Origin of the sequence: Okeania sp. SIO2F5, from assembly GCF_010692685.1 — a bacterium.
GTDB classification, from domain to species: domain Bacteria; phylum Cyanobacteriota; class Cyanobacteriia; order Cyanobacteriales; family Microcoleaceae; genus Okeania; species Okeania hirsuta.
Window position 1 is genome coordinate 22,605 of sequence record NZ_JAAHGU010000007.1, and the last position, 17,469, is coordinate 40,073.

A 17,469-nucleotide genomic window follows, 5' to 3' on the forward strand; every position below is an offset into this window, starting at 1 on the left:
ATTCCCAAAAAAACAGATGAAAGAAATTCTCTACCTAGAGGTACCAACGTCAGATACAAAAACTGTTTGTCAATGGTTACAGCATAAATTTCAACCAGGGTTCGGTGATAAAATTCTTACTTCAGATGGTTTTGTTATGAAATTTTCTGAAGATCCTACTCAGGAATTTTCTGTATTTACCTGGTCATTACAACGCACTACTTATCTCAAAGTTTTTTCTCAAGGAAATATATCTTCGATAGAAAAACAATTCACTTCATCTTTGACTACCAACTTGAGAAAAGAATTTCCTTTAAATTATCCAGAACCTCCCATAATTGACCTATCAAATCAGTCAATTTTTACAGCTTTAGCATCTGATTATCCTCTGACTACAAAATACTTTCAAAAAATGCCTCAAGGGGAATACGATCTTAAACGTTTATACTGGTGGGAAAAACGTTGGCGAGAATCAGTTAAAAATCCTCAAACACCAAAACAAGTAGTGTGGAAAAAGGAGTTAGGAACAAATAATAATTCTGTTGAATATGACCTCATTTATGTTGGTGGTGCTCTGGGAGTTATTCATGCAGCTGTCATGGCAAAATTGGGGTACAAAGTATTATTATTGGAACGTTTGACTTTTGGTAAAATGAATCGAGAGTGGAATATTTCTCGCTCCGAACTACAAAGCTTAATTGACTTGGGTTTATTTACTGCTGCAGAAATAGAAGGTTTAATTGCCAGAGAATATAAAGACGGATTTAACAAATTTTTTGATAGTAATAACCCTGATTTTGCCAAAGCTGCAATTCTTCATACTCCTACAGTTTTAAATGTGGCATTAGATTCAGAAAAAGCACTCACTTTATGTGGGAGAAAACTACAAGAATCAGGAGGAAAAATTGTAGATGAAACAGAATTTATTAAAGCTGAAATTGAACCAGAAAAAGTTGTAGTTTATACTCAAAACCTATCTAACAAAACTGAACAAATTTTCTGTGGGCGTTTGTTAGTAGATGCTATGGGTACTGCTTCTCCCATCGCTTGGCAGTTAAATGGTAAACGTGCTTTTGATAGTATTTGTCCAACAGTTGGAGCAGTAATTAATGGCGGAATTGAACCAGAAGTGTGGGATTCAAATTATGGAGATGTTCTCAATAGTCATGGCGATATTTCTCGTGGCAGACAATTAATTTGGGAGCTGTTCCCTTGTGCTGGTAATGAGTTAGCAATTTATTTATTTCATTACCATCAAGTTCATCCTGAAAATCCTGGTTCTTTGTTAGAAATGTATGAGGATTTTTTCACAATTTTGCCAGAATATCGACGGTGTGACATGGATAAATTAGTCTGGAAAAAGCCAACCTTTGGTTATATTCCTGGGCATTTTAGTATCAAAGGTAGCGATCGCCAGGTAGCTTTTGACCGTTTAATTTGTATTGGCGATGCTGCTTCTCTCCAATCTCCTTTAGTGTTTACTGGTTTTGGTTCTTTAGTCAGAAATTTACCTCGTTTAACCGATCTTCTAAATACTGCTTTAAAATATGATTTACTCAGTGCGAATCACTTAAATCAAATTCGTGCTTATCAAAGTAATATTGCCGTTACTTGGTTATTTTCTAAAGGCATGATGGTACCAACTGGAAAGTTTTTACCTCCCCAAAGAATTAATTCTATATTGAATACATTTTTTGGATTATTAGCAGAGGAACCTCCAGAAGTAGCAGATACTTTTATTAAAGATAGAGCTAATTGGTTTACTTTTACAAGATTAGCTCTAAAAGCAGCTAGACAAAATCCTTATCTTTTATTGTGGATTCTAGATTTTATCAACTTTCAGGAAGTATTACTCTGGACAATAAGCTATATCAATTTCACTTTGTTTAGTTTAATGAATTTCCTATTAGGATGGTTGCCTAGTTTTGCCCGCTGGATTCAACCTTGGTTAGAATCTCGTTATCCTAGTTTATGGTTTTGGATATTAGCTAATAGTTATGCCTTAACTTATAATGTTGGTCAACCAAAAGTGAAATTTACACTACAAAAATCGGCGTTGGTGAATTAGTGTATGATATTAATCTCAAAAGTGAAATTTAAACTACAAAAATCGGCGTTGGTAAATTAGTGTATGATATTAATAGGACTTACGCAGATACGCCATATATAGTGTTCAAAACTGTTGTCCAATAGTTACTACACTCTATAAATAGTGCCTTTGCGTAAGTCCTGATTAATCGCGCATTACTTAGGAGTCAACCCACTCCTAACCCCTCCCAACCCACCCCTAACCCCTCCCAGGAGGGGAGGGGAAGTCAGTCGAAGATCCTCAGGAGGGAAGAAAGAATCAGAAACCCCGAGTAGAAGGAGAAAGTTTTTTGGTCGCGTAAAGGTCACGGAGTTCTATCGCGCTCTTATCCGTTAGCGTAGCTCCCCCGGAGGGGGAACATGATATCATACCTTGCTTTTCACCAACGCCCAAAAATCTAAACTTAGTATGCAAAATTAGATAAATTTAACGTAAGCATTTCCTGCGGAAAGCGCTTGCATTCAGCTATTAGCAGTCAGCGCTTTCTTCGGAATGCGCTTGCATTCAGCTATTATTAATAACTAATTATTTCTAAGATTTAGTCCGGAGACTTTGGTAGTAACTTTTATTCAAACTCAATTTCAAAGGTTGCTTTTACCTTCCCCAAAATTAATAGCTGACTGCTGAATGTTTACGCAAATATAGCAATTCCCAAAAAGAGTGAGGTACAAAATTTGTTTGTTGCGTGGGAGTAGGTAGGGACATTGCCTGCAACGTCCGTAGTCCCGAGGAAATAGAAAAGAAGAAAAACAACTTTACCTCAGTAACTTGATAAACACTATATTATACCAATTCCCAAAAATAATGCTATACTTCATGAGAACTTCAGTTATTAGGTAATTAACTTATGTCGAATAACCTTTTTACTACTTTGAGGTAAGTTAATGTTAATTATTCTTATGTTTAATTCTCCCTGTAGGGAAGTTGCATCCAACTTCCCTACCCACTCACCTACTCCCCTACTATGTGAAAATATAGAAAAGTTTTTGAGAAATGGTATTATTTGATTGCTAATTAACAACACAATCATCTCAAAATCAAATTTATGGATATGGTAAAGGGTTGAAAATAATTGGAAAATACATCTATTTGGGTGCATCTCACATTTGCAAAAATACTTTTTTCCTATATATTCCCTATTCCCTGTTGCCTGTTGCCTAAAAGCGATAAATTTTTGGCTTTATTCTTGCATTGAGATGCACCCATCTATTTTTACCCAACTTCACTCCATAGATTAGAACTAAAAATCTCAAACAATTATGCGGTTAGATTTAGAAGGATTAGAAATTACAAAGGGTGAACTTAAACATCTAAGTGGAGTAAGTTTAGGTAAAATATTGCTGCCGCCCACCAAAACTAAATATTTAATAGAAGGTTTGAAAAGTTTACTAATAGCTTTGCTTTTATTAGTTAGTTACTGGATGGTAGTAAAAATCTTAAATCAACACCATTTATTATTAATAGTTACTTATATAAGTATGGCAATAGGATTATTTTTAGAAGATATCTATAAAATATTTATGACTCGTAAAAATCAACCTCTGATTAAATTGTTTGAGGATGTAGATAAATATAATTCGATTGTTCAAGCGATCGTTATTAATGACAGAATTGAAGCCGCTGGGAACCCCCAAGTTCAATTAAGTAATCGCACTAAAATTATAGAAGCTCTACAACTAATTAGAGAAGATTTAATTAGAGCTTTGAAAACTGAGCGAATTATCCGGGAAAATCAGAAATTTGTTAATAAAAATACAGACTTATTTACCTTTAATTTTAATACTTTGACAGCTTTGCAAATTAATGACAAAGCTAGCGAACATGGAAAATTACTTAACGAAGCTTTAGAAATAGCAATTGAAGTTAGGGAAGAGATGAAAAAATTACAAAACGAACATTTGCTCAACTAAGGGACTTACAAGTAAAAAGCTGGTTTTTCCCCATCACTCTAATTATTTTGCCTTTCTCTAGTAATTTTAAAGATACTAACTGATAGTTTTAGGCTTAAGCAAACAATTAATTATTTGTCAATGATATGGCACATACTTTCTTGATTTTTGTTGCATAATTGTTCTGCTCTAACTAAGAATACTTATAGAACCCATTTGGTATCTTTGTCCGCAATTAAGTTTTTTTTACCAGGATTCAGGAATCATGATATGTAGAAAAGGAATAGGGGAAAAAGGTAAAAAAATACTCCCTACCTCCCTATATTCTCACCTCCTCATAGCTTCAATGATCGATTACTAATCTATACCAAAAAGGCAGTAAATTTGTCAGAAGTAGTAGCCCCAAAATTAGTCATAACCTACTAATTTGTAAATGCTGATCGAAGTCGTCTACTAACTGATATATAACCCCTAGCTACAGTCTTAATATATTTATACCTGATTTTTTGGAGTTGCAAATTATGGAATGATATTACCAAAAATTAGTTTATACTTTAACTAAAAAAACCTAATATTAATCATTCTAGCAATTGACTAATCCAAAATCAAATTCAATCAAAAATCTAAAATAATTTGTCACTGTACAACGCTGATTTTTTATAGTTTTGTCAACAGACAAGAAATTAATCAAAAAAATTCAACAACATCCCTATGGGATTATATTTCAAAGTATAGAGTACTCAGGGACATTATATCTTCAAGAGAAGCTTAAAAATACTTAAAAATATGCATAGGAGTGTTGAGACATTTGAGTTAGGTGAGTCATGCAAGTACCCATCAGAAAATAAACTACCATCATTGCAGCAGCAGATGTAGCAACTAAAATACCAGCTAGCATTAGGGAAAATTCTCGATGATTGAATGATTCCTGCATGAGATGCAGAGACCAAGCCACTAAGGCCACATCAAGTATTAGAATAGTGAATAACATAAGTTACATTTTGTAACAGTCCCTCTATTTTAACAACATTTCTTAAAAAAAACACCCTAATTTTTTTACTAAAAAAATATAAAAGTAACCTTAACCATGTCTCACAGGAACTTGATGGTTAGCCAAATAATCCTTAATTTCCGACACGCTTAGTTGACCATAATGAAGTAACGAAGCAAGTAAAGCAGCTTCTGCTCTACCCTCAGTTAAAGCCTCAAAAATGTGCTGACAGTTACCCGCACCACCAGAAGCAACCACTGGAATTTGAACATTCTCTGCTATAGCTCTAGTGAGCGCTAAATCATAACCAGCTTGGGTTCCATCAGCATCCATACTTGTAACAAGAAGCTCTCCTGCACCTCTTTTCTCCACTTCCAACGCCCAAGATATTGCATCTTTGCCAGTATTTTCTCGTCCACCCCGAACATAAACGTCCCATCCTAATTTATCTGGGTCTTGACGACGACGAGCATCAATAGCTACTACAATACACTGATTCCCAAAGCGGTCACTTGCCCGATCAATCAAGTCAGGATTACGCACCGCTGCTGAATTTATACTGACTTTATCTGCACCTGCTCTTAATAAATCTTTAATATTTTCTAAGGATTGGATACCACCACCAACTGTTAGAGGTATAAAAACCTGCTCTGCAGTCCTATAGACCACATCTATTATGGTACCTCGGTCTTCGTGAGTAGCAGTAATATCAAGAAATACCAATTCATCAGCACCAGCATCATTATATACTTGGGCTAGTTCTACAGGGTCTCCAGCATCTTGAAGATCAACAAAGTTGACACCTTTAACTACTCGACCTGCATTAACATCAAGACAAGGTAAAATTCTTTTGGCCAGCATAGAAATAAGTTAGTTATAAAGGAAGGAAGAAGAAAGAAGGAAGAAGAAAGAAGAAAGAAGTAAAGAAGAAAGAAGAAAGAAGGAAGAAGTAAATAATAAATAACAAAGAAGAAAGAAGAAAGAAGGAAGAAGAGAAAGTTTTTTTATCAAAATAATTGGGTTGCACAATCCCACCTTTTAAGGCGAAATGTTTTTGGAGTCTTGCTCAAATCCCAGTTACAAAAAACAACTTCTGACTTCTGACTTCTAACTTCTGACTTCGTTAAGTTAATCCTTCAATCACAGGATGGTAATAAAAAGCTAATCCCAAAACGGCATAAGCTGCTAATAATAAAGCTCCTTCTAACCAATCAGAACGACCATCAGAACTTACAGAATTAGCAATTAATACTGCTACTACTACTGCTACTAATTCAAAAGGATTAAAATTCAAATCCATTGGTTGACCCAGTAACAAACCCGCCAAAATTAACACTGGTGCTACAAATAAAGCAATCTGTAAACTAGAACCTACTGCCACTGAAACAGACAAATCCATTTTATTTTTCATCGCAACAGTAACTGCCGTAGCGTGTTCGGCAGCATTACCAATAATTGGAACTACAATTACACCAGTAAATAAAGTAGTTAATCCCAAAGTTTCTGTAGCTTCTTCGAGAGAATCAACCAATAATTCTGATTCAAATGCTACGGCTAAAGTTGCTACTAATAGTACAGAAATCCACAGTAATAAATTAGGTTTATGCTCAGATTTTTCTTCTGATTGAGTATTAGAATCTGATTCTTCTGGTTCATTACCTGCCACACCAACTTCATATAAATAAGAGTGAGTCTTCATGGAAAATAATAAGGTGAGTATATAAACAGCAATTAAAACTATTGCTACTGCACCCGACAGATTTTGCATCGTATTTTCACTAATACCATCAGAAGTAGCATTTACCGCTGTTGGAACTAAAATTGCAATTACAGCTAAGTTCATTGCTGAAGCATTTAAACGAGCTACTACGGACTGAAATTTTTGTTCTTTGAAACGTAGCCCACCTAAAAACATTGATAAACCCATTACTAACAATAAGTTACCAATAATAGAACCTGTAATACTCGCCTTAACTACGCTTACTAACCCAGCATTTAGAGCAATAATACCAATAATTAATTCTGTAGCATTTCCGAATGTAGCATTCAATAATCCACCTAAGTTAGGACCAAGAACAACAGCAATTTCTTCTGTCGCTGTACCCATCCAACCTGCTAAAGGAATAATTGCTATAGCAGATGTAATAAAGATAGCTGATGAACCCCATTCTAGGAAATTACCTGCAATTGAAATTGGAATAAATACTAATAAAATTGAAATGATTGTTTTTGTATTTAACATAAGGTGTAAATTACCAGTTTAGTGAATCAGAAATTAGGTAAAAATCAATCAATAGGGTTGGCTGAAAAGTATTTTGCGGGTGGGTATAATTTAGAGTTAAGAACTCAGGGGTTAGAAATCAGGATAAATACGAAAAACCCAAGCAAGAGATAGAAAAAATAGCCTATTTTTTTGGATATCCTAAACTGATTATAGCAAATTAGTAGTTGAAATGAGTTTAAACTCTTAAATAGCATAGGATTCAACCAAATAAAAATCCATTTTTCTGAGAATTGCTTTTTTGTATTCTCATAATCCTTGCGTAAAATTCTACCTCAATAATTTATCAATTCAAACCTGACAGAGCAATATAATCTCGATATCTTTCCAGTTTAGCTGATAGTTTTTGGCGGACTTGAAAATACATTTTTTGGTATACAGCACGAGTTGCCATTTCTTAGGAGTCAGGAGTCAGAATGAATAGCTTTAATACCGATTTTGAGGTAGGAAATTCTCTTTTTTGTCAAAGGGACATTTCCTTAACTTATCTTTATAATCGCACTTATTATTCGTAACATTCTTTTTTCAAATTGGTATTATACCAATAACGATTAAACCAATAAAGTATACTGATAAAAATACCTAAAAAATTAGATAACCAAGTTGATCTTCAGTCTTATATGTGTCAGGAAATTAGCTATGTACATTGGTGAACGAAAACTGATTTATTTAACGAAAAATTAAGCTTTTCCCACACATTTTACTTAGACAAATAAGCCTGTTAAAAATAGTGGGATAGGTTCATTCTATAATTACTTCAATATTCAATTTCCCCTACTGCCCTACTCCCCACTCACAACTTTATAATAAGTAGGGTTTGCGCTCAAAAGTCTTTTAGTAGGGGTAAGAGACAGGAGACAGGAGACAGGAGACAGGAGACAGGAGTAAGAATTGTCCCAAGATTGTTCTACCATAGTCAGCCCAAAATACTAGCTTTTTGATGCCTAGAGCTACAAAAAGCTGGCACTTTTTTGAACCCCAAAAAGGCTAATACCTTTATTTATCAATACTTTGAGAATTAATCAGCAAGCCCTAAGTATTCAACCGAATTTGATATTACTGTAGCAATCAACAGAAAATACTATTACTATTAAACATCTGGTGATATAGTCATTTAACCTTAGATTGAGACAAAGCTTTCTTGCTATGAGGGAGTTTCAGACAAAAAAACGTCTCATTTTTAAGTTAAACTACTATAATCAAAAATCAAATCAATTATCGCCCATAAATCATCAATTATTTCTCCCTACTCCCTCTTTTCAGCAGAGGTCTATTAATAAACAAAAATTAACCAAGGTCCACACCTAAAAATCTGTCTAGAAGTTTAGCTCGCCAGACATAACGTAATAATAAACACCAAACTAAAGCCACCCAACTAATCACAACATAATCATGGGCACTTAGTAAAGATAATTCAAAAAATTGACGTAGAGGCGGAACAGCTAAAATTACAACATAGATTCCTAACAAGGCCAAAGCAACTAGGGAATAACGCCAGTCTCTACTCAAAGGTTCTCCACCAACCCAAACCCTACTTGGGGGCTTCAGAAAAGGCACTAAGAGTAGACCACACAAAACCATAATAGTTACTAAGGCACTGCGAGGAACAGAAAGAAGCTGATTACTAATAACTACACTATTATCTATCAGATTATTTTCCTCAATAGATTCCAACACTGTCACAACTAAGTAACCCAAATAAACACCCAAAGCAACAAGAGTAAGACTCAAAGTAGCAGGTAAAGTAAAGTGGAGTAGCGATCGCACCAAACTACGACGAGGCAACATTCCCGACTTTGCCCACAGAGGAATACAAAAACTAGGAAAACCCACCGATATAAGAGTAACAACCGCACTATGCTTATTTAATAGTGGAAAAGTCCCACCAACAAATCCTGTAGCAAAAATCAATAAGGTGACACAAAACACCCTAATCATAAAAAGTTTCAGTACATCCTGTATACCATTACGAATGCGTTGTCCTTCCAGAAAAGTATGAGGCAAAGACCCAAAAGAATTTTTCAACAAAACAATATCCGCCACACTACGAGTGGCCTTACTACCACCCTCCATAGCGATCGCCAAATTTGCCTCTTTCAAAGACAGAACATCATTAACCCCATCTCCAATCATCGCTACATAATGACCCTGCTCCTTAAAACTGCGAATTAGTTTAGCTTTCTGATCCGGAGTAACACGGCCAAAAATTGTATTAGCTTCTGCAGCTTGAATAAACTGAGCTTCATCTAGTTCGGCCAACTCCGCCCCAGAAATAACTTGAATGTCTGAGCCAAGTCCAGCTTGTAAGGCCAAAGTAGCCACCGTCTGAGGATTATCTCCTGAAATTACCTTTACCTCTATTCCAGCTTCAGAAAAACCATGTATCGTTTCACGAGCTTCTGGCCTTAGTTCATCTTTAAAGCTAATAATTCCCAGAGGAGTTAATTGAACAGGTAGTTGTGGCTGTTCCAAATCATTATTCAAGCTATTAATATTTGGGCTGTGAGTAAATAAAAGGACTCGAAGACCCTGTTGGGCTAATTCTTGAATTTGCTGAGTAACTTCTGTACTTAGTGGTGTAACTGTCGCTAATACTTCTGGGGCACCAAGAATGTATGTTCCAGAATCTGAACTTTCTTTTTGACCTTCAAAACTCATACCGCTCCATTTACGAGCTGAAGTAAAAGGAATTTCTGCAATTAACTCCAGTCGATGTCCAGAGCACACTTCTTCTACAGCTTCAATTGTTTGATTTTTAGCAGTGGTACTAGCTGCATAATTACCTAATAAATGCCGTAACTTAATTTCATTAATTCTGATGGGATAGACTGCCTGTAAACGAATTCGATTAGATGTTAATGTGCCAGTTTTGTCCAAGCATAAAACATCTACATTACTCAACGATTCTACAGCATTAGCTTGCTGAATCAGAACTTCCTGCCCCACCATTTTGACTGCACCGAGGGCATAAGCAAGAGTAATAGCCAAATAAAGCCCACTTGGTACTAGGCCAGCAATTACCGCAGCATATTGAACGCTGTCAGCAAATGTATAAATCCTTATAAACCAGTTAATAGCAACAAGTATCCATAGAAAGCATGACAAGAGTAAAAATACTCTAATTACCAAGTTAATTTCCTGTTGTAGGGGGGTGTAAATTTGGCGGAATGCTCTGGCACTGACTGTTAATTGATAGGCCAAACTTTCAGTTCCTACTTTTTGAGCTTCATAACAAGCAGTGCCACTAACACAAAAACTACCAGAATAAACTGATTGTCCCACTTGTTTCGGAATTAGATCCGATTCTCCAGTTAGTAGCGATTCGTCCACTTCAATTCGGCCTTCTCCTACTATTTGGCCATCGACCACGATCTGATCTCCAGCTTGAGCAACTAATATATCCCCGACTACGATTTCACTGGGATCAATGTTTTGTTGTTTACTTTCTCGAATAACGGTAGCTAACGGTCTTGTTAATAGAGCAATTTGATCTAATTGTTGTTTAGCCCATATTTCTTGGCAAACACTAACTACAACTCCACCTAAAATAACCACGATCACAAGAAAAGCATCACCATAACGAGAAAGAAAGATTAAAACGAGACTAATAGTTAAGAAAACAGCATTGATAAAAGTAAATAAGTTTTCCTTTAGTATTTGGCTATAGGAGCGACTTGTATCTAATTTAACCTGATTTCCTAGACCCGCAGTACGACGAGCAATAACTTCATTTTCTGTAAGTCCTTGAGTAATTGAGGTTTGGTTGATATCTTGGCGATCGATCATGGCATTTGTGCTAAATATATATCTCAAAAAAAATTACGTGTTGACAGTTTCAGCAAAAGTTTTCGATATTCAGTTAATAGCCTTTTGGGGGCAATAAATTAACTGAACAGGACTTACCGAATAATTAATAATTAATAATTAATAATTAAATAATTCACGCCTTGAAGCCTCCCCTTTTAAGACGGTTTTAACCAGAGGTAATTATCAATGAATGAAGCATAATCACCACATACAGTAGGGGTTAACAGCCATTAACCCCTAGAATTGGTGTATATATAATTTCGTCTTTTGCGTAAGTCCTGCTGAAGTTGGTATAGCAGGGAACAGCGGTGCGAACCCGCGTCGGCGACATATGCACCTGGTTGCCCACCAAGAGAGAGAACAGTGGCAAAAGCTTTTCTGTGTCTCAGGTTCATCATCAACATAAGTCAAACACCAACTCGTTCCTTTCAAATTATCGCTTTTACCATTTTCTCATGGTTTTACATCAACTTGTATAGTAGGAAACAGACAATAAGCAAAAGCTGTGTAACCACTAAAAGGTTAGCATTTTTGCTTCATCTTGGGAAACTCCAAAACCGCACCCCTTAACGAAGTCAGAAGTCAGAAGTTAACCCACCCCCGCCCCTCCCAGGAGGGGAGCCAGGAGGGGAAGTAGGGGATTTGAGCTTCGCTCCAAAAATATTTCGCCTTAAAAGGCGGGGTGGCGCGACCCATATTATTTTGATCGCCGCGTCGGCGACAAAAGTCGGAACAAAGCGCTACCAGATCGCATCTGAGCAGCAAATCTAGCACCCCTTGGTATAGTAGGAAACAGACAATAAGCAAAAGTTGTGAAATCCCCTATAAGGTTAGCATTTTTGCTTTATCTTGAGAGACTACAAAATCGCACCCCTTAACGAAGTCAGAAGTTAACCCACCCCTAACCCAACCCACCCCCGCCCCTCCCAGGAGGGGAAGTAGGGGATTTGAGCTTCGCTCCAAAAATATTTCGCCATTTCCCGGGGGGAAAGAATTAGCCCTACATTTCAAAGGGATGACAAAAAATAAAGTTCAATATTTCAAAATTTCAAGCCTCTGACTTCAGGTACTGATAACTGATAACTGAAATGACCAGAACAACATTGATCAAATGAAAAGTAATATTACTAATGTACAGAAAATTATAAGTAGAATTAAGTTTTATAACTACAGCCTTGCTTTTTAACTAAGTTAGACTTTATAATACAAATCACAAACATAACCATTAAATCTTTTTGAACTCTGCAAGTAAGCTCTCAAAATTATATTAAACTTACGAAATTCTAACCTACCAAAATTAAGGCAAAGAAAAAGATAATTTTGTAGCTTTCTATATGAAAGAGCTTGGACAACTAATCAAGAGCATCTAACCACATAATCTGCCTTTCATAAACTCTGCAATAATGGCTAAAAGTAGAAAATGTAATTGATATTAAAGTAAATCAACTTAGATTTGGAGTTAAACAACTATATTCAATGTTGGAAAATAATTCTAAATCTATAGCAAGGAACGAGTTAGTTAGGAAATAGATTGATGATGAATCTGAGACTGAGAAAAGCTTTTGCTACTGTTCCCTGCTATAGCAGTTTCGTCAGAGTAAGACGAAGACAATAATTTATTATTGAAAATGGAGAATGCGATCGCATGGTTTCCTCATTTGAGAAGAAATTGAATCAACTTAACGACTCTCTTGTAGAAGTATCATTGTCTGAAACAACCAAAGACCGTACAACTTCTGTAGCACCTTCTAACACTGCTACAGGAATTTATGTAACTATCCACGGTCACTTCTATCAACCACCAAGAGAAAATCCTTACCTAGACGCTATCGAACGTCAACCTAGTGCAGCTCCAAACCATGACTGGAATGAGCGAATTTTACACGAATGCTATCGCCCCAATGCTTTTGCCAGAATCTTAAGCGAACGAGGAGAATTGGTGGGGATCGCCAATAACTTTGAATATCTGAGCTTCAATATCGGTCCAACCTTAATGAGTTGGTTAGAGCGTCACGATATGGAAGTCTATCAAAAAATTATCGAGGCAGACCGCAAAAGTTGCCAACGACTAGATGGACATGGCAATGCGATCGCCCAAGCATACAACCATATTATCTTGCCCCTAGCCAATGAACGAGATAAATACACTCAAATTCGGTGGGGTAAAGAAGACTTTCGCTCCAGGTTTGGTCGTGACCCAGAAGGAATGTGGCTAGCAGAAACGGCGATCGACTATCCTACCCTAGAAGTTTTAGTCACAGAAGGGATTCATTTTATCATCTTAGCACCTTCCCAAGCAGAACGTTGTCGCCCCTTCCCAAACTCAGAAAACGCAAATCCTGAATGGATAGAAGTAGGTGGCAGTCAAATTGACCCCACCCGACCTTATCGTTGTTTCTTACCAAATAACAGCGATAACTCCACAGAAATTCCATACATTGACATCTTCTTCTATGATGGTCCAATATCAAGAGATATGGGCTTCAACGATGTCCTAAATAGTTCCCATAACTTTGCCGGACGATTAGGCCAAGCTGTGCGGGGAGACCACCGACCCTCCCAATTGATTTCTGTTGCCACTGACGGCGAAACATTCGGTCATCACAAAAGCGGTACAGAAAAATGTCTTGCCTATGCTTTCTTAGGAGAATTTCCTCAGCGTGAGTGGAAAGTCACCAACTTTGCTCATTATCTCAGTATTAGTTCTCCTACTTGGGAAGTTGTTTTAAAACCAGTAACAGCTTGGAGTTGTTCTCATGGTGTTGACCGTTGGCAAGATGATTGTGGTTGCGGTGGTGGAGGCACCTGGAATCAAAAATGGCGCAGACCATTGCGAGATTCACTCAATTGGCTACGGGATCAATTTGTAGACATTTACGAAGATTTGGGTCGTCACTTCTTCAACGATGTTTGGGCAGCACGAGATGAATACGTTAAAGTAATTCTCGACCGCTCTATTACTAACATTAATAATTTCTTATCTAAACATCAAACCCACGAACTTACAGAAATAGAAAAAGTAGATGCTTTGCGTTTACTAGAAATGCAAAGACATTCACTATTAATGTTTACAAGTTGTGGCTGGTTTTTTGATGAAATATCCCGACCAGAAGGCACTCAAATTTTACGTTATGCAGCTAGGGCAATAGAATTAGCAGAGGATGTATCAGGGATACAGCTAGAACTTGAAAAAGAATTTATCGGGCGACTTGCTTTTGCCCCCAGTAATGTAGAGTTGTTCAAAACAGGTGATGAAGTTTATCGGCAATTAGTTACTACAGCTAAAATTAGTTTAGAGCAAGTAGCAGCTCACTACGCCATTAATTCTTTGTTTACTACTTATACTCGCGAACAGCGAATTTACTGCTATAACGCCAAGCAACATGATTATCAAATGCGACGCATGGGTAATCTAAGCCTAGCAGTTGGTCAGTTAGAGCTAGTTTCAGAAATTACACTAGAGTGTAAAAATTTTGTATTTGCTGTACTGCATTTGGGAGGATGGGATTTCCATTGCTGTATTCGACCCTTTAGCGGACAAATAGTTTATGATCAACTGAAACAAAAGCTATTTGATGCTTTGCAGGAAGCTAGTATAGCAAATGTGATTATGACTATGAGCGAGTTATTTGGCGAACGTTCATTTAGCCTGAAGGATCTATTTGCAGAGGAACGTCAACGAATAATGGGGCTACTGAGTCAGGAAACTCTCAATCGCCTGGATCAATTGTATAGTCAGGTGTACCGAGATAATTACAGCATAATGATGGCTTTCCACCGAGATAATTTACCTGTACCCCAAGAGTTACAGGTAGCTGCCGAAGTGGCATTAGGTCATAAGTTCTTAACAAGTGTACGGGGGTTAGAAGCGGAAAGTAGTGATGGAAAATTGAGCCAGAATCATTTGGCTGATTTAGAAGCTCTTGCTACTGAAGTAGGTCAACAGCAATGTCGGTTCTACAACCTGGAAGTTAAAGAAGCTTTAGAAAGGTTAATTGTTAGTTCACTCCGGCATATTTTGCATCAGAATGAACATCATCATGTAGAAGAAGATGTCTACAACTTAGAGCGAATTATTGAAGTAGGCGATCGATTAAATCTAGGTTTATCATTAACTAATGCTCAGGAAATTTATTTCCAATCTCTGGAGAATCATATTGTACCTTTGTGTTTAGGTTATCTTCAAAGGCGAAATAATGCTGACATACAAACTAATGGTGTAGAGGTAGGAGAAGCTTGGGAATTGCCTCAAATTAGCAAGTTATTACAATTAGGTAAGAAGCTGGCCATTGATGTGGATCAATGGCTGAATCAATTGTATTAATATCGTTTCTTTTTCACAGTAGAACTAAACTCTCTCCTTTTTCGGCTAAGGTGTGCATTAGTCGCATCTTTCTTAACATCTCGATTGATTTTGTTATGTTAGGTGCAAAAGCTGATTAGGAGGGAGTTTTGGACAATAAATAACCCGAAATCCTCTCTATAGCTAAAACTGGAGCGTTGCATCATCATGGGATGATTTTGATATCTGTCAAAAAATTTGTTTTAACCTATCAACATTTTCAGATAGGTGCAAATGTGATTATCATCCCGCAATTATGCAACGCCAATGATCAAAGGAGTCATTCATATCTGGCAGTGAAGAAAGCAAAGCATTAGACGGGCAGTATTCAAACCAGTGACCTAAGACGTCATCCATAATAGGTGTATTTACAGCACTTTCGAGGATAGTGAGGTACAGTAACAGTAATGATTGAATCAGTCAAATAATGTCTCATAGGCGATCGCTAAAGTCAAAATCAGAACTTAGTGATTTGGCCAAAATTAAATTTTGATCAATTATTAAAAATCTCATTTCTGTTCCTATATATGAAAGCTTATTCTCTCGATCTGAGAAAAAAAATTATGGAAACTTATTTGAATCAAAAAAGCTCAATTCGTCAACTGGCTGTTCGTTTTCAAGTAGCGAAAAGTTTTGTGCAAAAACTAATCAACAGATATACGTATGGCAGGTCATATAGATGCAAAATCTGATCGTCCAGGTCCAGGTCATAAATTAAAAGGTTCTCAAGAATTAATCTCAAAATTAGTTCCAGAAAAACCAGATGCTACTTTCAGAGAGTTATGTTCTAAAATTCAAGCTAAAACAGGAATAACTTTCAACAATTAATAATTAATAATTAATAATTACCTCTCCTTGAAAACAAGAGGATTGACTAATCATGAAAAATTTTTTTCTTTTTTCCCCTGAAAAGGGGAGGCGCATACCCACAATTTCTCGGTAAAAATGTTTTTCAAGTTTTTATGGACAATTTACCAGCTCATCAAGTTGAGGAAATCAGAAATATAATTGAAGAAGCTCCGAATAAAAGTGCTATATCTTTCTCCATATTCTCCTGAATTTAACCCAATTGAAAATTGTTGGTCAAAAATTAAAGAATATTTGCGAGGGGTTGCGGCTCGTACTAGAGATGATGCTCGAAATAGCATTAATTAATGGAAGCAATTGAGCAAGTGACTTTAACTGATATGAGAAATTGGTTCACTCATTGCTGTTACTGTACCTCACCATCCTCAAAAGTGCTGTAAATTGTGCCTTTAGTGTAACAAATACAAAACTTCTCAAGCTGTTGCTGGCTGAAATCAAAAAAAGTCCACCTCAAACAAGAAGTGGATTTATTTTTTTTGTATTTGATGAAATTGAAATTAGGATGCTACATAGTATTCTTGGGGTTGCACATTAAAGAATGATAATAGATTTTAAACTGTACATATATTGAGGAAAGAATTATCCAAAAATATCTACTTTCGGATTTTATCATCCCTGATTGTGCAACGCCGTATTCTTCCTTAATATTTCAACAATGGAAATTGAAAACACACTAAGGATATAACCAAAATTAAAACAATTGTCCAAGGAGCAAAAATAATACTCAAAAATAGACAAAGTAATGCTATCCCTGCTGTGACTATTTTGACAATCTCTTCAGTAGTATTGACATAAACATAAACGGCAAAGAAACAAATGATGAGACTCATCAATGAAGTCGAAATCATTACAACTACCTCAAATAATAGTAGTACGTTCCTTCGGGATAGATGATTTTGCTTAACTTACTCAAAGTAACCCATGCAAGATTGAAGCTTTATCTAGAACCTTGTTGAAGATAGGTATTTAAGTAAGTTTTTCTTTTTAGCTAATATTTCTAGCCCCTACTTCCGTCTTCCTCAAGCTCTTGGTTAATCAGCCAATCTACACTGTGGGAAAGATGAACGATGGATTTTGTTATTCAATCTAGTTTAGCTTTTTATTAAAGCATTGTCAAGAAAATAAATACTTATAGTAGGGAGTAGGGAGTAATTATATAACCTAACTCTATATGACTCTTAGAAAAAATATACTTAAAATGAGTAATTGTATCCATCTTGTCTA

Annotated in this window: 10 protein-coding genes and 1 riboswitch; of the genes, 6 read left to right on the forward strand and 4 right to left on the reverse strand. The window is 36.3% G+C overall.

Features of this window, described 5'->3' with window-relative positions; genetic code table 11:
• Positions 1 to 16: 16 nt before the first annotated feature.
• The 3 genes from F6K27_RS04415 (at position 17) to F6K27_RS04425 (ending at position 3,978) form a co-directional block, all read left to right on the forward strand.
• Positions 17 to 2,047 carry a flavin-dependent dehydrogenase gene (locus tag F6K27_RS04415; RefSeq protein ID WP_287275450.1) on the forward strand — a complete coding sequence of 677 codons (2,031 nt, stop codon included), beginning with the start codon at positions 17 to 19 and terminating at the stop codon, positions 2,045 to 2,047.
• Between the two features lie 905 nt (positions 2,048 to 2,952).
• Positions 2,953 to 3,075, forward strand: a complete 123-nt coding sequence (locus F6K27_RS04420; RefSeq protein WP_287284145.1) for a hypothetical protein — start codon at positions 2,953 to 2,955, stop codon at positions 3,073 to 3,075.
• Positions 3,076 to 3,327: 252 nt separating this feature from the next.
• The gene (locus F6K27_RS04425) at positions 3,328 to 3,978 is read left to right on the forward strand and encodes a hypothetical protein (RefSeq protein WP_287275448.1); all 651 of its coding nucleotides are present in this window, start codon (positions 3,328 to 3,330) and stop codon (positions 3,976 to 3,978) included.
• Between the two features lie 757 nt (positions 3,979 to 4,735).
• On the opposite strand, the gene F6K27_RS04430 is transcribed toward F6K27_RS04425, so the two are convergent.
• The 4 genes from F6K27_RS04430 to F6K27_RS04445 form a co-directional block, all read right to left on the reverse strand.
• Positions 4,736 to 4,948: a hypothetical protein gene (locus tag F6K27_RS04430; RefSeq protein WP_124142948.1), complete on the reverse strand. Its 213-nt coding sequence runs from the start codon at positions 4,946 to 4,948 to the stop codon at positions 4,736 to 4,738.
• Between the two features lie 90 nt (positions 4,949 to 5,038).
• The gene (hisF, locus tag F6K27_RS04435; RefSeq protein ID WP_287275446.1) at positions 5,039 to 5,809 is read right to left on the reverse strand and encodes an imidazole glycerol phosphate synthase subunit HisF; all 771 of its coding nucleotides are present in this window, start codon (positions 5,807 to 5,809) and stop codon (positions 5,039 to 5,041) included.
• A 262-nt stretch (positions 5,810 to 6,071) separates the two neighbouring features.
• The gene (gene cax / locus F6K27_RS04440; RefSeq protein WP_287275444.1) at positions 6,072 to 7,190 is read right to left on the reverse strand and encodes a calcium/proton exchanger; all 1,119 of its coding nucleotides are present in this window, start codon (positions 7,188 to 7,190) and stop codon (positions 6,072 to 6,074) included.
• 1,326 nt (positions 7,191 to 8,516) lie between these two features.
• On the reverse strand, positions 8,517 to 11,042 hold the full coding sequence (locus tag F6K27_RS04445) for an HAD-IC family P-type ATPase (protein WP_287275442.1): 2,526 nt from the start codon (positions 11,040 to 11,042) through the stop codon (positions 8,517 to 8,519).
• A gap of 1,639 nt (positions 11,043 to 12,681) precedes the next feature.
• Between F6K27_RS04445 and F6K27_RS04450 the strand changes: the two genes are divergently transcribed.
• The 3 genes from F6K27_RS04450 to F6K27_RS34290 all read left to right on the forward strand — a co-directional run bounded on the left by F6K27_RS04450 (position 12,682) and on the right by F6K27_RS34290 (position 16,533).
• Positions 12,682 to 15,360, forward strand: coding sequence for a DUF3536 domain-containing protein (locus tag F6K27_RS04450; RefSeq protein WP_287275440.1), 2,679 nt, complete (start codon positions 12,682 to 12,684; stop codon positions 15,358 to 15,360).
• Positions 15,361 to 16,041: 681 nt separating this feature from the next.
• Positions 16,042 to 16,206, forward strand: a complete 165-nt coding sequence (locus tag F6K27_RS04455) for a hypothetical protein (protein ID WP_161564302.1) — start codon at positions 16,042 to 16,044, stop codon at positions 16,204 to 16,206.
• A 201-nt stretch (positions 16,207 to 16,407) separates the two neighbouring features.
• Positions 16,408 to 16,533: a transposase gene (locus F6K27_RS34290; RefSeq protein ID WP_161565008.1), complete on the forward strand. Its 126-nt coding sequence runs from the start codon at positions 16,408 to 16,410 to the stop codon at positions 16,531 to 16,533.
• Positions 16,534 to 17,115: 582 nt separating this feature from the next.
• Positions 17,116 to 17,314: riboswitch (Glutamine riboswitch) on the reverse strand.
• Between the last annotated feature and the right edge of the window lie 155 nt (positions 17,315 to 17,469).

Excerpts from the sequence above, each read along its gene's own strand:
- F6K27_RS04415 (WP_287275450.1), top strand. The coding sequence starts at position 17 with ATGAAAGAAATTCTCTACCTAGAGGTACCAACGTCAGATACAAAAACT.
- F6K27_RS04420 (WP_287284145.1), top strand. The coding sequence starts at position 2,953 with ATGTTAATTATTCTTATGTTTAATTCTCCCTGTAGGGAAGTTGCATCC.
- F6K27_RS04425 (WP_287275448.1), top strand. The coding sequence starts at position 3,328 with ATGCGGTTAGATTTAGAAGGATTAGAAATTACAAAGGGTGAACTTAAA.
- F6K27_RS04430 (WP_124142948.1), bottom strand. The coding sequence starts at position 4,948 with ATGTTATTCACTATTCTAATACTTGATGTGGCCTTAGTGGCTTGGTCT.
- hisF (WP_287275446.1), bottom strand. The coding sequence starts at position 5,809 with ATGCTGGCCAAAAGAATTTTACCTTGTCTTGATGTTAATGCAGGTCGA.
- cax (WP_287275444.1), bottom strand. The coding sequence starts at position 7,190 with ATGTTAAATACAAAAACAATCATTTCAATTTTATTAGTATTTATTCCA.
- F6K27_RS04450 (WP_287275440.1), top strand. The coding sequence starts at position 12,682 with ATGGTTTCCTCATTTGAGAAGAAATTGAATCAACTTAACGACTCTCTT.
- F6K27_RS04455 (WP_161564302.1), top strand. The coding sequence starts at position 16,042 with ATGGCAGGTCATATAGATGCAAAATCTGATCGTCCAGGTCCAGGTCAT.